General features: G+C 65.6%; 15 protein-coding genes and 2 tRNA genes. 3 read left to right on the forward strand and 14 right to left on the reverse strand.

What is annotated here, in order from left to right; all coding sequences use genetic code 11:
- Nucleotides 1–107: 107 nt before the first annotated feature.
- From AC5RUM_RS09415 to AC5RUM_RS09430, 4 genes are read right to left on the reverse strand one after another with little or no spacing between them, the layout of a single operon-like run.
- Complete coding sequence (locus AC5RUM_RS09415; RefSeq protein WP_494034665.1) at nucleotides 108–1,817, reverse strand: glycoside hydrolase family 13 protein; 1,710 nt, start codon at nucleotides 1,815–1,817, stop codon at nucleotides 108–110.
- Nucleotides 1,818–1,869: 52 nt separating this feature from the next.
- A complete protein-coding gene (locus AC5RUM_RS09420; protein ID WP_494034666.1) occupies nucleotides 1,870–2,763 on the reverse strand; it encodes a carbohydrate ABC transporter permease in 894 nt (297 codons plus the stop codon).
- Nucleotides 2,763–3,716: a carbohydrate ABC transporter permease gene (locus AC5RUM_RS09425; RefSeq protein WP_494034667.1), complete on the reverse strand. Its 954-nt coding sequence runs from the start codon at nucleotides 3,714–3,716 to the stop codon at nucleotides 2,763–2,765. The genes AC5RUM_RS09420 and AC5RUM_RS09425 overlap by 1 nt, the downstream gene beginning before the upstream one ends.
- Before the next feature lie 25 nt (nucleotides 3,717–3,741).
- Nucleotides 3,742–5,049 carry an ABC transporter substrate-binding protein gene (locus tag AC5RUM_RS09430; protein ID WP_494034668.1) on the reverse strand — a complete coding sequence of 436 codons (1,308 nt, stop codon included), beginning with the start codon at nucleotides 5,047–5,049 and terminating at the stop codon, nucleotides 3,742–3,744.
- 225 nt (nucleotides 5,050–5,274) lie between these two features.
- Between AC5RUM_RS09430 and AC5RUM_RS09435 the strand changes: the two genes are divergently transcribed.
- Entirely contained in the window at nucleotides 5,275–6,477 is a 1,203-nt protein-coding gene (locus AC5RUM_RS09435) for an ROK family transcriptional regulator (protein ID WP_494034669.1), read from the forward strand.
- Nucleotides 6,478–6,507: 30 nt separating this feature from the next.
- Here the strand turns inward: AC5RUM_RS09435 and AC5RUM_RS09440 are convergent, their stop codons facing one another.
- From AC5RUM_RS09440 to AC5RUM_RS09455, 4 genes are read right to left on the reverse strand one after another with little or no spacing between them, the layout of a single operon-like run.
- Nucleotides 6,508–8,079 (reverse strand): Na+/H+ antiporter, encoded by a 1,572-nt coding sequence (locus AC5RUM_RS09440; protein ID WP_494034670.1) that lies wholly within the window; start codon nucleotides 8,077–8,079, stop codon nucleotides 6,508–6,510.
- Between the two features lie 7 nt (nucleotides 8,080–8,086).
- The gene (locus AC5RUM_RS09445) at nucleotides 8,087–8,743 is read right to left on the reverse strand and encodes an NAD(P)H-binding protein (protein WP_494034671.1); all 657 of its coding nucleotides are present in this window, start codon (nucleotides 8,741–8,743) and stop codon (nucleotides 8,087–8,089) included.
- Between the two features lie 55 nt (nucleotides 8,744–8,798).
- A complete protein-coding gene (locus AC5RUM_RS09450) occupies nucleotides 8,799–9,359 on the reverse strand; it encodes a dihydrofolate reductase family protein (RefSeq protein ID WP_494034672.1) in 561 nt (186 codons plus the stop codon).
- Nucleotides 9,360–9,410: 51 nt separating this feature from the next.
- Nucleotides 9,411–9,566 (reverse strand): hypothetical protein, encoded by a 156-nt coding sequence (locus AC5RUM_RS09455; protein ID WP_494034673.1) that lies wholly within the window; start codon nucleotides 9,564–9,566, stop codon nucleotides 9,411–9,413.
- A 20-nt stretch (nucleotides 9,567–9,586) separates the two neighbouring features.
- Here AC5RUM_RS09455 and AC5RUM_RS09460 point away from each other — a divergent pair, with 20 nt between their 5' ends.
- Nucleotides 9,587–10,312: an HNH endonuclease family protein gene (locus AC5RUM_RS09460; protein ID WP_494034674.1), complete on the forward strand. Its 726-nt coding sequence runs from the start codon at nucleotides 9,587–9,589 to the stop codon at nucleotides 10,310–10,312.
- Between the two features lie 7 nt (nucleotides 10,313–10,319).
- On the opposite strand, the gene AC5RUM_RS09465 is transcribed toward AC5RUM_RS09460, so the two are convergent.
- Together AC5RUM_RS09465 and yidC are read right to left on the reverse strand one after the other, a co-directional pair.
- Nucleotides 10,320–11,246 carry an LssY C-terminal domain-containing protein gene (locus tag AC5RUM_RS09465; RefSeq protein ID WP_494034675.1) on the reverse strand — a complete coding sequence of 309 codons (927 nt, stop codon included), beginning with the start codon at nucleotides 11,244–11,246 and terminating at the stop codon, nucleotides 10,320–10,322.
- A gap of 46 nt (nucleotides 11,247–11,292) precedes the next feature.
- On the reverse strand, nucleotides 11,293–12,099 hold the full coding sequence (gene yidC, locus AC5RUM_RS09470) for a membrane protein insertase YidC (protein ID WP_494034676.1): 807 nt from the start codon (nucleotides 12,097–12,099) through the stop codon (nucleotides 11,293–11,295).
- A 260-nt stretch (nucleotides 12,100–12,359) separates the two neighbouring features.
- On the opposite strand from yidC, the gene AC5RUM_RS09475 reads away from it, so the two are divergent.
- A complete protein-coding gene (locus tag AC5RUM_RS09475) occupies nucleotides 12,360–12,629 on the forward strand; it encodes a DUF6221 family protein (RefSeq protein WP_494034677.1) in 270 nt (89 codons plus the stop codon).
- A 308-nt stretch (nucleotides 12,630–12,937) separates the two neighbouring features.
- Here AC5RUM_RS09475 and AC5RUM_RS09480 read toward each other — a convergent pair.
- The 4 genes from AC5RUM_RS09480 to AC5RUM_RS09495 form a co-directional block, all read right to left on the reverse strand.
- A tRNA-Met gene (locus tag AC5RUM_RS09480) sits at nucleotides 12,938–13,014 on the reverse strand.
- A gap of 61 nt (nucleotides 13,015–13,075) precedes the next feature.
- A tRNA-Thr gene (locus AC5RUM_RS09485) sits at nucleotides 13,076–13,147 on the reverse strand.
- A gap of 276 nt (nucleotides 13,148–13,423) precedes the next feature.
- On the reverse strand, nucleotides 13,424–15,466 hold the full coding sequence (locus AC5RUM_RS09490) for a DEAD/DEAH box helicase (protein WP_494034678.1): 2,043 nt from the start codon (nucleotides 15,464–15,466) through the stop codon (nucleotides 13,424–13,426).
- 408 nt (nucleotides 15,467–15,874) lie between these two features.
- Nucleotides 15,875–16,528: an MOSC domain-containing protein gene (locus tag AC5RUM_RS09495; protein ID WP_494034679.1), complete on the reverse strand. Its 654-nt coding sequence runs from the start codon at nucleotides 16,526–16,528 to the stop codon at nucleotides 15,875–15,877.
- Between the last annotated feature and the right edge of the window lie 69 nt (nucleotides 16,529–16,597).

Here is a 16,597-nt window from a genome sequence, read left to right on the forward strand (position 1 = left end):
AAATGCGCCGGTGGCGGCACCCTGGCACAGGGCACCGCCACCGGCGCGCTTTCACTCCTGTCCGCTGCTGCTGTGGTTCGCTGCTGCGGCGGTTCGCTGCTGCGCGGTTAGCGCAGCCAGGCCGTGGCGTTGGCCGGCAGCCTGCCGCCTTCCAGCGGGGCGCTGCTGACCAGCACGGTTCCGGCGGGAAGCTCGACGGAGGTGTCGCCGAAGTTGGTCACGGAGTGCCAGCCGCCGGGTCGGCTGAAGTGCAGGACCTCCGGGTTGCCGGTTTCGATCCATTCCAGCTCTTCCGCGGCCTGCAGTTCGCGGCGTAACTTCAGCGCCGTGCGGTACAGCTCGAGGGTGGAGCCTTCCCTGCCGTCCTGTGCCTCGACGGCGTATTTGCGGAACCAGTCCGGCTGCGGGAGGTGCGCCCCGCCGTCGCCGAACCCGAAGGACGTGCCCTCGACCGACCAGGGCAGCGGCACGCGGCAGCCGTCCCGGCCCACCTCCACACCCTTGTTGCGGAAGAACGAGGGGTCCTGGCGCTCGGATTCCGGGATTTCCGCGACTTCCTGCAGGCCCAGTTCCTCGCCTTGGTACAGGTAGGCCGAGCCGGGCACCGCAAGCATCAGCAGGGTGGCCGCACGGGCACGGCGCTCGCCGAGCTCAACGTCCAGGTCCTCCTTGGGACCGCCGGCCAGCAGCCAGTCCTTGCCGTCCTGGCCCTTGGCGTGCTTGCCTTTGGATCCCTTGGGCAGGCCATAGCGGGTGGCGTGCCGGACGACGTCGTGGTTGGAGAAGACCCAGGTGGAGGACGCTCCGGTGGCGGCGGCCTCTGCCAGGTTGCGGGTGATGATTTCCTTGAATTCCTCGGCGTCGAAGTCGGCCTGCAGCAGGTCGAAGTTGAACGCCTGGCCCAGTCCCTCGGGGCTGGCGTAGCGGGGACGGCGCGTGGCGTGCACCCAGGCCTCGGCGACGGCGGTGCGCGGCGGGTTGTATTCGTTGAAGACCTCGCGCCACTCGGCGTAGACCTCGTGGACTTCATCGCGGTCCCAGAACGGGTGGGAGCCGTCGGCGAAGCCGTCCGTGCCGGTGTTGGCCGCGCTCAGTTCCAGCTTGGACAGCAGCGGCTCGGTGAGATCCTTGGTCAGAGCGTGCGCGACGTCAACCCGGAAGCCGTCCACGCCGCGGTCGGACCAGAAGCGCAGGGTCTTGAGGAAGTCGTCGCGGATCTCGCGGTTGGCCCAGTTCAGGTCCGGCTGTTCCTTGGCAAAGATGTGCATGTACCACTGGCCCGGCGTGCCGTCCGGTTCGGTGATGCGCTCCCAGGCGGGACCGCCGAATACGGAGTCCCAGTCCGACGGCGGGAACTCGCCGTTCGGGCCCTTGCCGTCGCGGAAGATGTAGCGGTCGCGGGCAGGTGATCCCTTCGGGGAGGCGAGGGCCTCCCGGAACCATTGGTGCCGGTCCGAGGAGTGGTTCGGGACGATGTCGGCGATCAGCTTGATCCCGGCGGCGTGAAGTGCCGCCGCCATCTCGTCAAAATCGGCCAGCGTGCCGAGCTTCGGGTCCACGTCGCGGTAGTCGTCCACGTCGTAGCCGCCGTCGGCGAGGGCCGAGGGGTAGAACGGGCTCAGCCAGACGGCGTCGATTCCCAGCGACTTCAGGTACGGGACCTTGGCGGTGATGCCTTTGATGTCACCCAGTCCGTCCCCATTGGAATCGGAGAAGCTGCGCGGGTAGATCTGGTAGACAGACGCCTGGCGCCACCAGTTCGGATCGGCAAGATGGGCGGAATCGGACAGGGTTGCCAGAGTGGCAGTGGTGGACAAGGGATGATTCCTTTTCTTGTGGTTTGTTTCGTTGCTGGATGGAATGTTGGGTCTACTTGACTGCACCACGCATCACTCCGGACAGTACCCACCGCTGAGCCAGGATGTAAACCACCAAGGTGGGTGCCATGGCCATGAGGTACGACGCGAACGCGAGGCTGTAGTTGGTGTTGAATTCGCCTTGGAAAAGCATCTGCACGACGGGCAGGGTCTGAAGGGCCGGGTCGGCGATCATCATCTGGGGCAGCAGGAAGTCGTTCCACGAGCCGAGGAAGGCGAAGATGCCCACGGTCGCGTTCATGGGGGCCAGCAGCGGGAAGATGATCTTGCGGAACACCTGCCAGGTGGTGGCGCCGTCCATGCGGGCCGATTCCTCCAGTTCCACCGGGATGGAGCGGACAAAGGCGATGTAGAGCAGCGTGTTGAAGGAGATGCCGCCCAGCACGTGCAGGAACACGACGCCTGCGGGATTGTCCAAGCCAAGGAGCGCCGTCTGCTTGATCAGCGGCAGGATGATCACCGGGAACGGAATGAACATGGCCGACAGCAGGTACACAAACGAACCCCGGAAGAACTTCCGGTTCCAGTTCCGGGCGATGGCGTAGGCCACGAGCGAGCTGCAGACCAGGGATCCCAGGACGCTGAAGACCGTGACGAAGGCTGTGGACATGAAGGCCCGCGGGAAGTTCGTGGCCACGTACGCGGCGGCGAAGTTCTCCCAGTTCATCGGGGTCGGCCAGGCCAGGCCCGATCCGCCGATCTGGTCCGGGGACTTGAGCGCCATGGCCACGGTGAAGTAGAGCGGCAGCAGGACGGTCAGGGAGGCCACCAGCATCAGGGCGGTGAGCCACCAGTTGACCTTGTAGCCTTCGCGGCTGGACTTGCGGGTCCTGCCGGCCGGCGGTGCCGCAGGGTTCACGGGTTTGGAAAGTGTGGATGCGGTCATTAGAGAGAAACCCCCCGGCGCTGGATGAGGCGCAGCTGGATGACGGAGATCAGCAAGGTGATCAGGAAGTAGATGACGGCGTTGGCCATCTGGTAGGAGTAGTCCCCGCCCGTAAAGCCGGAGAAGATGCGCATGGCCACGGACTGTGTCGCCATGCCGGGTCCGCCTCCCGTGAGGCCAACGATGATCTCGTAGGTGCCCAGGAAGCCCTTGAAGCCGAGGATCACGTTGATCACCAGGTACCCCATGATCAGCGGAAGCGTGAGGCTGAGGAACTGCCGGAAGCTGCCGGCACCGTCCAGGTCCGCCGCCTCATACACCTCGGAGGGCACGCTTTGCAGACCGGCCAGGTAGATGATGGTGGCGCCGGGGGCGGCCTGCCACACCGTGACCAGCACAATGGCGATCCAGGCGAGGTTCTCGTTCGCCAGGATGCTCGTGGCCAGAGGTGTGTAACCAAGCCGTTCCATCAGCACCGGCAGGGTGTTGGAGAAAAGGTAGTTGAAGACGAAGGACACGATCAGCGCGGACAGCACCATGGGGATGAAGAACACGGTGCGGATCCCGGTCCGCCATTTGATCTTGGCATTCAGGCCCAGGGCAATGGCGAGTGCCACCACGTTCACCACCACCGTGGTGGTCAGGGCGAAAACGAACGTGAAAATGTAGGACTGCAGTACTGCCGGATCTTTGAAGATGTTGACGTAGTTGGACAGTCCGATGAACTTCCAGTCGCCGTAACCGGCATAGTTCGTGAGGCTGAAGAAGACGCCGACGAGCGCCGGCAGGGTGATGAAGAAGGCGAACAGTGCCAGGACAGGCACCACCATCCAGTAGTACGTGGGATCGATGCCGTTCCTGGACCGGAACGCTCGGGGTTTTTCCACGGCGGATGTCGGGGTCTTCTGTCCTGCGGGACGGGCTGTCTGGGCCACCCGGGAAGTGATAGTCATTGGGGCTCCTGAAGTCGGGGTGGGGTCAGACCGCGGTGCGCTCGGCGACGCGGCGCCATTCGTCGTCGAGGGCGGCGAGGAACTGCTTGCCGTTCCTGCCGTACACAAAGGACTGGACGTAGTTGTACAGCGGCACCGACGGCGGGAAGTAGGTGGTGGCTCCCTGGTAGTAGCGCCCCTCGTTGACGGAGGCGCTCAGGCCGGTGATCTGCGGGTTCTCGACGGCGGGTGCGTCCTTGAGGGGCGAGAATGCGGCGTTCTTCTCGTTGTAGGTATTCACCACTGACGGTTCCAGGAGGTAATTGACGAACCGCTGGGCCGCGGCCATGTTGGGGGTGTTGCGGGTGATGGACAGCGCCATGTCCACGTTCACGCGGGCTTTGGTGTCTGCGGGGTCATTGGTGACCGGCAGCGGGAAGGACCCGAGCCTGACGTTCTTGTTGGCTGCCACCAGCTGCGACAGCGCCCACGGGCCCTGCAGGTACATGGCGGCCTGCCCCTTGGCGAACGCGGCATTGCCGTCCGCGTAGTTCTTGCTGGCTGCGCCGTTTTGTGAGAAGGCTGCCAGTTGCAGCATTTTGGGCAGCGCCGGTGCAAAGTTGCTGGTGAAGGACTCCGGAGCGTCCTGGGTTATGGCGGCTCCCCGTGCAGTGAGCCTGGAGAAGAAGTCCGCCACGTCGAGCGTGCCGCCGGCAACGTAGTCGAACATGCCCTGCCCCAGGGTCCAGCTGTCCTTGAACGTTCCGTAGATGGGGGTGATGCCGGCTACCTTGAACGTTTCGCACGCGGCCACGAACCCGTCCCAGGTGGTGGGAACCTGCACGCCCTTGGCCTCGAAGATGTCCCGGTTGTAGATGACGCCGGCCGCGGCCAGCGAGAACGGCAGGGCGCTGGTTTCGTTGCCCTTGTACTGACCCCAGGAGCTGACCAGCTCCTGGATCTTGGGATCAATGGTGGCTGCGACAGGCATGTCGGACAGATCGGCAAAAACGCCCTTGCGGACGAAGTCGGCGGTTGCCTGCGCGAAGCCGCGGGTCACGACGTCCGGCGGATCGTTGCGCACGAGTCCGGGGACGAAGTTGCCCTCGTTGAAGTCCTGGATCACGCGGATATCCGGGTTCAGCGCTTCGAAATCCTTGATGACCTGGTTGAAGTAGGCCACGACCTCGGGCTTGTTCTGCATGAACCGCAGCGTGGTGATCCCGTTCTGCGTGCTGGGCGTCGCGCCGCAGCCGGCCAGGGGAAACATGGCGGCGGCGCCGGCCAGGCCGGCGGCCTTCAGCAGTGCGCGCCTGCTCAGGGGTGCAGCAGTGCTGCGCAGGGCGGCCTTCACAGGGCGGAAACCGACGTGCGGGCGGTGTGGGGCAGGCGGGTCGGGGGTCCGGGCGGGCAGTGCTTCAGGATGCTGTTCACGGTTGCTCCTTTGCAAAAGGCTGGGGGAAGGACTGGAAGAAAAGCCAGTGGTCGGCGGCCGTCCGGCCCACCGGGCAAGTTTATATGGAATCTAAATTTAGTTCCTCAAGTATTATGTGGTGAAAAGCACAAGGAGGTCAACACCATGTCTGAGATGACGGCGGCAACGCCCCAGCTGTTGCGGCGGGTCAGTGCCGGGGCTGTCCTGGACTTCATGCGCGCATCCCAGGCTGTGACCGTCACCGAAGTCATGCAGGCGACGGGCCTGACGCGGGCCACCGCCATCTCGGTGTGCGAAGACCTCATGGAGCGCGGCTGGATCAGGGAACTGGAAAACCAGCGGGCCTTCGGCGGCTACCAAAAGGGCCGGCCGGCGCGGCGGTTCGAGCTCAACGAGCGCGCCGGCTATGTCCTTGGCATGGACGTAGGCATCTCCAAGGCCACCGTGGTGGTGTCCGATCTCCGCGGAAAAGCCTTGGGTCGGTCCAGCCAGCCCTTTGCCGGCGCGGAAATCCCTGCCGAGGAACGCATCGCAGTCATTGACCGCACGGCCATGATGGCCCTGCACAGCGTGGGCGCCTCGCCCGACTCGGTGCTAGCCGTCTGCGCCGGCATCGCCGCGCCGGTGGACCGCAACGGGGACGTTCTCGTCACCCAGCACTTCTGGGGGCTGTTCGACGTCGGTCTGAAGGCCGCGCTCCGGGACCTCCGCGGATGGACGGTACTCCTCGAAAACGACGCCAACCTGGCCGCCCTGGGAGACCGCTGGCGCGGCGCGGCCGCCGGCGTGGACGACGTCGTCGTCATCCTGGCAAGTGAACGCTTTGGTTCCGGAATGATCGACGGCGGGCGGCTGCTGCACGGCAGCGGCGGCGGCGCCGGCGAACTGGCGTTCCTAGACATGGTGGAGGGCGTGGGCGACACCTTCGGCATCGCCACCCTGGCGCGGATTTGGGCGGCGGAAGCCCTTGCGGGGAAGGCCAAGACCTCACTCCGGGAGCATGCGGCCGAGGGCGCGGAAGCAGAACATGTCTTTGCCGCCGCCGCTGCCGGCGATGCGGTCGCCTTGAAGATCCTGGACCGGCTGGCCGACAGGATGGCCCGCGTCATCGGTGCCGTGGCCACCATCATCAACCCCGAGCTGGTGGTAATCGGCGGCGCCGTGGCAAACTCCGCAGGCGTGCTGCTCGACTCGATCGCGGAGCGGCTGAAGGAGTTCACGGTCACCCCGCCGCGGGTTGCCGTTTCCCCGCTCGGGGACTCGATCGTGACCGTGGGCGCCGTCAGGTGTGCCCTGGATTATGTGGAGAGAAACAGCCTGGATCTGGAGCTGTCCCTACCCGCCTAAACAGCGCATCGCCGCCAGGCGCCAGACGAACTACTCCGGCATGATCATGGTGCGCAGGTCGAGCTGCCGGAGCACCCTGTCGGCCACCTCGGGATCCATGTCCGGCTCATTGCGGGCCGCCACGACTTCCTGGCGCGCCGCGTCCAGGGCGATGGTCTGGACCGTGATGGCCAGTTCCCTCCCCCGCTCGCGCTTCTCGGCCAGGCTCTCATTGCGGAGGCTGCCGTCCAGCAGCTCGGCATGGAGCCTGGTCATCTTCTCCTTCACCAGGGCCACCTTCTCGGGCGGCAGCTCCTTCACGAGCTCGTTGTCCTTCAGGGCCGCCACGGCCGCCGCCTGCGCGCGCCGGGCCAGCAGCCGCGCCGCATCCCGCTCCTCGGTTCCGTCCTGGGTGGCCTTCAGGACCTTCATCAGCCACGGCAGCGTCAGCCCGGGCAGCACCAGCGTGGCCAGCAGCACCGCACACGCGATGACGAGCAGCTGGTCGCGGGCCGGGAACGGTGTGCCGTCCGCGAGGGTGAGCGGAAGCGCCAGCGCAAGGGCCAGCGTGGCGAGGCCGCGCATGCCGCACCAGGTCAGGATCAGGACCTCTTTTGCGGACGTCGGCTGCAGCACGTTCTTCCGCTTGCGGGCGGACACCGCCAGCAGCCCCAGCCAGCCGAACCGCACCGCGAAGACCAGGATGCAGACCACCACGGCCGTTCCCACCATGCCGAGGACCGCCGAGCCCTCCGTGCGGATCACATCCTGGATTTCGAGCCCCACGAGGCCAAAGGCCAGCCCGGTGACGAGGAGCTCCACCACGTCCCAGAACGCCGTTCGCGTGACCCGCTCGGCGGCGTCCTGCGGGCGGGCGTGCCGCTGCATTTCCAGCGCCGTGACCACGACGGCGATCACACCGGATGCGTGGAATTCTTCCGCCAGGATGTAGGCGGCAAACGGCACCACCAGTGTGACCGCGCTGCGCGCGACCATGGAGGCGACCAGCCGCGTGATCAGCGACGTCAGCCAGCCCATGGCGATGCCCACCACGACGGCAAGTGCCGCTCCCACGAGGAACTTGAGGACGACGTCGGGCCCCAATTTGGTGCCGGAGACGGCGGCCGCCACGGCGGCCTGGAAGATGACGATGGCGGCGGCGTCGTTGAACAGGCCTTCGCTCTGCAGCACCGTGATCAGGCGCCGCGGCATGTGGACGCGGCCGGCAACAGATTCCACGGCCACCGGATCCGGCGGGGCCACCATCGCGCCCAGGGCGATGGCGGCGGGGATGCCGATCCCCGGGATCATGAGCCACGCAGCGCCGGCCACTGCCGCGGTGGAGATCACCACGAGGGCCACAGCCAGCATGATGAGTGTGCGCCACCGGACCCGGAAGACGGCCCAGGAGCTGCGCTGGGCCGTGGCGAACAGCAGCGGCGGCAAGAAGAGGGGCAGGATCAGCTCCGGCGGGATCTCCAGGTCGGGGAATCCCGGAATGAACGTCAGGGCCACGGCCAGGAGGAGCATCAGCACCGGGTACGGCAGGCGCAGCCGGTCCCCCAGCCCCACGGCCACCACGGTGGCGAGCAGGAGTCCGATGATAAGTGCGAGCTGGTCCATGAGCCCCTTACTTGGGTTCCAGCGCAGCCGAAACGGGCAGGGTGCCGTCCCGGAATTGGATGGTCCTGCCGGCGCAGCCGGGCAGGTCCAGCACCGCTGCGGCGACGATGGCCACGTTGGCCCGGGACGTCGCGGTGCCGGACGATGTGTCGGACGGGTTGACGTCAATCAGCCCGTTGCCGGGTCCGTCCGTCAGGGAACCAGGTCCCAGGATGGTCCAAGAAAGCCCGGAGCCGCGGAGGTATTCGTCTGCCGCGGCCTTGGCCTCGGCGTAGGCGTGGAAGCTGTGGTCCGCGGGCACACCGTGGTCCGGGCCGGCGCCGAAGTAGGAGACCATGACGTACCGGTTCACGCCTGCTTCCACGGCGGCATCCATGGAGCGGATGGCGGCGTCGCGGTCCACCGCGTAGGTGCGCTGCGGGTTCCCTCCCCCGGCGCCGGCTGACCAGACCACGGCGTCGTGGTTCCGGAGCGCTGCGGCGATTTCCGCCGTCGTCGAATTTTCCACGTCAAGGACCGACGGCGACGCGCCGGTGGCAGCGACGTCGGCGGTGTGGTCAGGGTTGCGGATGAAGGACGTGACGCTGTGCCCCTCGTCCGTGAGCAGGGCGGACAGCTGGAGGGCCACTTTGCCGTGGCCGCCGATAATCGCGATGCGGGTCATGCACCCATTCTGTCCCAGCGTGCGGCTGCGTCCCAGCCGGGAGTCCAGCCGGGCGTCAGGTGCGGTTGGCGTAGCGAAGGAATACGACGCCGTTGCGGAAGCGCCGTTCTTCCAGCAGCTCAAGGCGCAGGCGGACGTCGTCCGGGAGGTACTTTTTGCCGCCTCCCACCGCCACGGGCGAGATGAACATCTGGAATTCGTCCACCAGGCCTGCCCGGATGGCGGCGGCGGCGAGCTCCGGACCGCCCACGGCAAGATCTCGCCCTGCGTCCGCCTTGAGCTGCCTGACGGCGCCGGCGTCGAACTCCCGTTCGATGCGCGTCCGTTCGCTGGACGGCCTGTCCAGTGTCCGGGAGAACACCACCTTGTCAGCCGCCTTCCAGAGCTCAGCGAAGTCCTGGATGTAGGGAGGTTCCTGCGCGTAGGCTGAGGGGTCTTCCCACGCCACCATCACCTCATAGAGGCGCCGCCCGAACAGATAGGTGCCGATGCCGCGCTGGAGTCCGTTGACGAAGGTGTGCACTTCCTCGTCCGGCTCGCCCCAGTCGAAGCGGCCGTCGCGGTCCGCCACGTAGCCGTCGAGGGACATGATGAACGAGTAGATCAGTTTGGCCATGCCGGGCCTCCTGTGGTGTGCCTGATGCGGTCCGAGCCTAGGCTCCCGACCCTAGATTGCCCGGCCCAGGATGACAACGTTCCAGGGCTTCCGGCGGCCAGCCGCAGCAATGGCACAGGATTCCATCAGGACCTCATCAAGAATCCGGCCCGGGGCAGCCACGACTGTAATGCTGGATTCCGCGTCAACTTCTGCGCCACTTTTCACGAACCTTTGATGGGGGAATCATGCCGGCATACCGGTTCAAGCAGGTCCGCAAACGGGCGGCAGCACTGGCCGCACTTATCAGCCCCGCGGCCTGGGGCAGGTCCCTTGCCGCGTCGGCCGTTGCGGGCGGCCTGCTGCTCGCCGGCGTGGCTGTCCCCGCGGAGGCCGCTTCCTACTACTCGGCGCCGTTGCGCACCGCGGCCCGGTCCCTTGCGGTGGCGGCCGAGAACAACACCGGGTACGACAGGAACCGCTACTTCGGCTACTGGAATGACGCCAACCGCGACTGCCAGAACACCAGGGCCGAAGTCCTCCTCCAGGAGACAAGGTCGGCCGTGACCTACACGACGGCGCGGCGGTGCACCCTGCGGACGGGCCGCTGGGTATCTCCCTGGGACAATCGGACCCACACCTCGGCGTCGGCCGTGGAGATCGACCACACCGTGCCGGTCCACGAGGCGTGGGGCTCGGGGGCGCGCTACTGGTCGCAGGCGCGGCGGGTGGCGTTCTACAACGACCTTGGCGACTCCCGCTCCCTGAACGCACTGACAGCGGCGCTGAACTCCGCAAAGCAGGCCAGGGGGCCGGAATCGTGGATGCCCCCCGCAAACCGCTGCGCCTACATCGGCCAGTGGGTTGCGGTAAAGATCCGGTGGGGCCTGCGGGTGGACAGCGCGGAGAAGGCCGCGCTGGTCCGCTATGCGGACTCCTGCCCGAATGTGCGCGTCAGCGTCACCAGGGTGTAGGGCTGCTTCATGCCGGGGCGCCTGGCGTTTTCTGCCAGGCGCCTGGGCTTGTTCCAGGCGCCGGCGGGTTCAGGTCGATGATCGGAAGGTGGCCGTCCGTGCGGATGGCGTCACCGCCGCCGTTGCGGTGGTGGTAGCCGGAGGAGAAGTTGCGGATCACGTGCACTGATTCCACCGCGTTGGCCGCCCGGAGGGTTTCGATGATGAAATCCCGCTCTTCGTCGGTCCGGTCCGCGATCTTGTGGGTGATTTGGAACGTGAAGAGGGACAGGCCCACGCTTCTGTCATACGTGCCGGCACCCACCCAGTCCACGGCGAGCCCGCCGGGCAGCATCCAGCCATCCGGACATTTCCAGAACCGGACATGGTGCCGTTTGCGGGGGTTCCCCTCGATCTCACGCTGGAACGCCATGTCCTGCCGGTTCCCGAAGACGTAAAGGGAACTCACGGGCGCTGCCGGATAACTGCGGCCCATGACGGTCGATTCCAGGGTTCGCCAGGCGGTGCGGGGCGTCACCGGGTCAGCCTCGACCCATCCCGCGGTGGTCATGGCGTGCCGCAGTTCCTCCGCCGGACCGACGACCGCCAGATTGACCGGATCACCGAGCACCCCGTCACCGGTGCGCGCACGGCCGATGAAGTAGTCCGGAATGTACAGGCTGCTGAGAATCTTGTGGATGCGTGGCAGGAGCGCGTAGGCCAGGATCAGCCACACGGGCAGGAACACCCACACCTGTTCGGGCCCCCGCGCGAGGCGTGCCAGCAGGAAGTAGTAGACCGCCCAGCCCACTGCCACAGTAATGGCCCCATACAGCAGTCGCTGAAGCACCGCCAGTACCGTGGCCCAGCGGCTCTGCCTGCGTTCCGTCCGGCTCTCCGGCCGGGAATGGTCCGGTTCAGCCGGAGCTGGCCTGTTCCCCTCACCCGACGTCACTGCCCGTTCTCCTCCCATTGGCGGATTGGTCACCATGAACACTCTGTCATCCCTGCCCGTCTTTGAGCGGGTCGGTGACAAACCAGTGCTGCACCATGGTCCACAGGTTGCTGACTGTCCAGTAGATCAGGACGCCGATGGGAAAGAGAACGCCGCCCACGCCGAACACGACCGGGAGGATATAGAGCAGCACCTTTTGCTGGCGCATGAATGGGGAAGCTATGGCCTCTTCAGGCATGTTCCTGGCCATGATCTTCTTCTGTGTGATGAACTGCGCGGCGGTCATGGTCAGGATCATGACGACGGTCAGGATGGTGACCACTGCCGGGTTGCCTTCGCCGCCGTGCAGCAGCGATGCGGACAGCGCGGCGCCGAAAATGGTGGACTCATCGAATTGCACCACCTGGTCATGGCTCATCGCACCGATGCCGCTGCCCTGGTCACGGGCCGCGCTTATGCCGGACAGCACGGTGAACAGCGCGAAGAAAAACGGCGTCTGGATCAGGAGGGGCAGGCACGCGGAGAACGGGTTAGTGCCGTGCTGCTTGTACAGGGCCATTTGTTCCTGGGCCATGGCCTGCCGCGACAGCTGGTCGGTCTTGCCCTTGTACTTGTCCTGCAGCCGCTTCAGGTCAGGCTGCAGGAGCCGCATGCGGCGCTGGGCTTCGACCTGCCTGAGGAAGACGGGAATCAGGGCCGCTCGGATCACACAAACGAGCCCGATGATGGACAGCGTCCACGTCCAGCCACTCGCTGCCGGCATGCCGAAAACGCTCAGGCCCTCATGGAAGCCAGCCAAAATAGCGGACACAAGCCACTTGAACGGAAACAGGATTGCTTCGAAGAAGTCCACCGATATCCCCATTCGTAAGGTGCTGCCAAGCTACGGCGAAAGGGGGCACTTGTCACGGTCCGTGGCGCGGGCTTTTTCAGATCGGGGCAAGCAGGGCGAACGGAGCAGCCCGCAACGCCCAGGTCACGGCCAAGCTGACCAGTATGCCGCTGTATCGCACTTCATCTTGGTCCCGGCCTCCTAATTCAGGGCCACGTCACTGACCGGTTGGGAACGATCAACCGCTCATGGGATGGATAGCAGGATGGCAGGATGAAGGCATGGATATCATTGATTTCCTCGAAGCACGCATCGCCGAAGACGAAACAGAAGCGCGGCGGGGCCTCGAGCAGCTCGGTACGGCCGCAGCTACGGCTGACCTACGCGCTTTCGCCGAGTGTAAGGCGAAACGCAAGATCATCGCCCACCACGACCGCATCGACTGGGACTTCGAACCCGCAGGTGACCGGGACTACGTGGAGAAATTCCTCTTCATCCTCGCCGAGGTCTACGCTGACCACCCCGACTACCGCGAAGACTGGCGGCCATGAACACCACGCGTTGGTCCGTCAGAGACCCGGGCTGAAGCCGAAACGCTGGCACCTGTAGCCTGGGGAAGCGGTGACCCCTATTGTGCAGGACCTGATTCAGTGCGGTGCGTAGCCGATACTGGCATCGATGCTGGATCTATCCCTGGAAGCGGCCCGCTCGACCAGTCCTATCGGGCCACGGGACTGGCCTCGCAGCTCCTCAGGAGGCTTAGCCGGCTTGGGGAATCATCCAGTTAGTTGGGTTTCCGTTGGATCGGGCACTTAAAACAAAAGCAGGCCAGCGGCGCAATGCCTCTGACCTGCAGTCTTGGTAGCGGTGGGGAGGCTCGATCTCCCGACCTCACGATTATGAGTCGTGCGCTCTAACCAACTGAGCTACACCGCCACGAATGAGAAAAACCTGTGTCACGCCGGTCAAGACCGCCCTGACACAGGCCCTCATTCAGAGCCCCCCACCGGAATCGATCCGGTGACCTCGTTCTTACCAAGAACGCGCTCTACCACTGAGCTAGGGGGGCAACGAGTAAATACTCTACCGGAAGATTTCATCCTCAACAAATCGGCGGAAGGACGGCTCCGGCACTACCGAAACAGTTGCGCACGAACGTTTTTTATGGGAGTCCGAACGGCTGTCCAAGGCCTCCACGGGGCTGGCCGGATTGTGAGATGCAGCTCCTTTAAAGCACTCAGGGACCGGCTCGAAAGCCGGTCCCTGAGTGTAACCGGAAACCACTGCCGGGAAACTACTCCCCCGGGCCCGCGGTCACCTGGCGGTGCTTACCATTTGGCTGTGGTTACCACTTGCCCTTGCGGTTGAAGTCGCGGTGTCCGCCTTCGCTGCCGTGGCGGGGCTTGCGTGCGCCGTCGCCATGGCCGCCGAAGCGGGAATCGCTGGCCTGGCCGCGGCTTGCACCGCTGTCAGCGCCGAAGCTGCGCTCGGAACGCTCGCTGTACGAGCGGCCGCCGCGGTCCGCCGAGGAGCGCTCGCCGTCGTTCTTGCGGAATTCCTTCTTGAAGCCGCCGTTGCCCTTGAAGTTGCCGCCGCGGTCGCCGCGGCCGCCCTGGTAGCCACCGCGGTCACCGCCGCCACCGGATGGCTTGCGCCCGTTGTCCAGCTCGAGGTGGATCAGCTCGCCGCCGATGCGGGTGCGGGACAGGGCGCGCAGCTGCTCGGGGCTCAGGTCCGCCGGGAGCTCCACGAGGGAGTGGTCCGAGCGGATGTCAATGCCGCCGATCTGGGCCGAGGAGATGCCACCCTCGTTGGCGATGGCGCCCACGATGGAGCCCGGCATGACGCGCTGACGGCGTCCGACGGCGATCCGGTAGGTGGCGTTGCCCTCGGTCAGCGCGCGGGTCGGGCCACGCGAGCCGAAGCCGTCCTTGGAGCGCTCACGCTTCTGGAACTCGGGAGCAGCAGGCAGTTCCTTGACCAGGAGCGGCTGTCCGCCCTGAGCCATGACAGCCAGTGCTGCAGCGATCTCCGCGGCGGGAACGTTGTGCTCTTCCTCGTAGGAGGCGATGAGGTCGCGGAACGCCGAGACATCCTCGGATTCCAGCGTCTCGGTGATGCGCTCGGCGAACTTGCCCAGACGCAGCGTGTTCACGGTCTCAGCGGTGGGCAGGTGCATCTGCTCGACCGGCTGGCGGGTGGCCTTTTCGATGGAGCGCAGCAGGTACTTCTCCCGCGGCGTCATGAAAAGGATGGCGTCGCCGGAACGGCCCGCACGGCCGGTGCGGCCGATGCGGTGCACGTAGGACTCGGTGTCATGCGGGATGTCGTAGTTAATCACGTGGCTGATGCGTTCCACGTCAAGACCACGGGCTGCGACGTCGGTGGCAACCAGGATGTCGATGCGGCCTTCCTTCAGCGCATCAACAGTGCGTTCGCGCTGCTGCTGCGGGATGTCGCCGTTGATGGCGGCAGCCTGGAAACCGCGGGACTTCAGCTTGTCGGCGAGGTCCTCGGTGGCCATCTTGGTGCGCACGAACGCGATGACCCCGTCGAACTCTTCAACCTCGAGGATGCGGGTCAGCGCGTCGAGCTTGTGCGGGCCCATGACCTGCAGGTAGCGCTGCTTGGTGTTGGCACCGGTGGTGGTCTTGGACTTCACCGAGATCTCGGCCGGGTTGTTCAGGTACTGCTTGGACATCCGGCGGATCTGGCTCGGCATGGTGGCCGAGAACAGCGCAACCTGGCGGTCCGAGGGGGTCTGCTGGAAGATCTGCTCCACGTCTTCGGCAAAGCCCATGCGCAGCATTTCGTCGGCCTCATCCAGCACGAGGTACTGAAGCTCCGACAGGTCCAGGGACCCCTTGGAGATGTGGTCAATCACGCGGCCCGGGGTACCGACAACAACCTGGGCACCGCGGCGCAGGCCTGCGAGCTGGGGGCCGTAGGCGGAGCCGCCGTAGACGGGGAGAACGGTGAAGTCTTCGATGTGCTTGGCGTAGGAGGTGAAAGCCTCGGCAACCTGGAGCGCCAGCTCACGGGTCGGGGCGAGCACCAGGGCCTGCGTCTTACGCGACGGGCCGTTGAGGTCGTGGAGCTCGGCAAGGCGGGACAGTGCCGGTACTGCGAATGCTGCAGTCTTACCGGTGCCGGTCTGGGCGAGGCCCACGACGTCGCGGCCTTCGAGCAGCAGCGGGATGGTTGCTGCCTGGATCGGGGATGGCTTTTCGTAGCCGACGTCCTGCAGGGCGGCGAGGACGCGGGGGTCGATGCCGAGGTCGGTGAAGCGGACGCCTTCTTCTTCGGTCGTGGCGGCAGCTTCACGTGCTGCGGCCTCGGGGTTGACCGTGTTCTCGGTGTCGATGGCGTCGTTGTGATTTTCGGGCATAGGGAAGTTTCCTCATCCATAGGGGGCCAGGCGGCACAACCCGAGGTGAGCGGAGCCGCAGTACATGTGCCGTGGTTGCCGGGCATACATTGACCGGCCGGTCACGTAGAAGTCCGGCGCTTTCGCAATCCCGTGGCAGGACTTCCCGCTGCATCTCTTGGCTGCTATCCCAGCAGTCTGTACAGCGTTTTCTTTAGCCGGCTCTCCCTATGAAAATGCCCGCATCACAGTTGCGGACTCCAACACTTGCCAGTCCTGCCTCAAAAATTGGGCAGGAATAAGGGATTTCCGGAGTGGGGGATGTTTCAAGTGTAGGGCATACTTCCGCCCAACGATAAACCGAGGCCCCTGCAGCACCGGTGACCTTGGCCACACGCCCAGCAGCCAACCTGCATTTTCCGCCCCGCTTCAGCTGCCGACGCGGCGGAGCAGCTTCTCGAACTCGTCGTGGTACTCGGGCTGGAGCCTGACCTCGCCGTCCGCCTCGGCGTCCCGGAGCGCCTCCATGGCTTCAACATCGGGTTGGCTGAACCAGCGCCCGATGGTCACACCATGCCTCGGCACGAACAGCCGGTGAATGTGGTCCCCCGCCTGGATGGATCCGGTGCGGATCACGCGAAGGTAGGTGCCAACACGGCCTGCCTCCGTGAAGCGCTTGACCCACTGGCTCTCCCCCATGCGCCGCTGGAACGCAGCGCAGGGCACGCGCGGCGAGGTGACTTCGACTTCCACATCCAGCCCGATCTTCCATCGCTCGCCAATGACGGCACCGGTGGCCTCGATGCCGGAAACCCTCAGGTTCTCCCCGAAAATGCCCGGCGGCAGTTCACGCTCCAGCTCGCCGACCCAGTAGTCGGTATCGGCCTGGGAATAGGCGTACAGGGCCTGGTCCTCCCCGCCGTGGTGGATCCGGCTGGCTTGGACATCACCATGCAGGCCGAGTTTATGCACCTTCACCGGCCCGTCGACGGGGCGCTTGTCGATTGCGGTGACGCCCACGCTCCCTTCATCAGGCAGGAGCTGGTGTACCCGGCAGACGGCGAGCAGAGTGGCTGTGTCCATGGCAACAGTCTAGGTTCTCGGGCCCACCGGGTCGTCCGGCGGGCTCCTGATGCGTTATCACCGCATTTT

This window comes from Arthrobacter sp. B2060, from assembly GCF_059090445.1.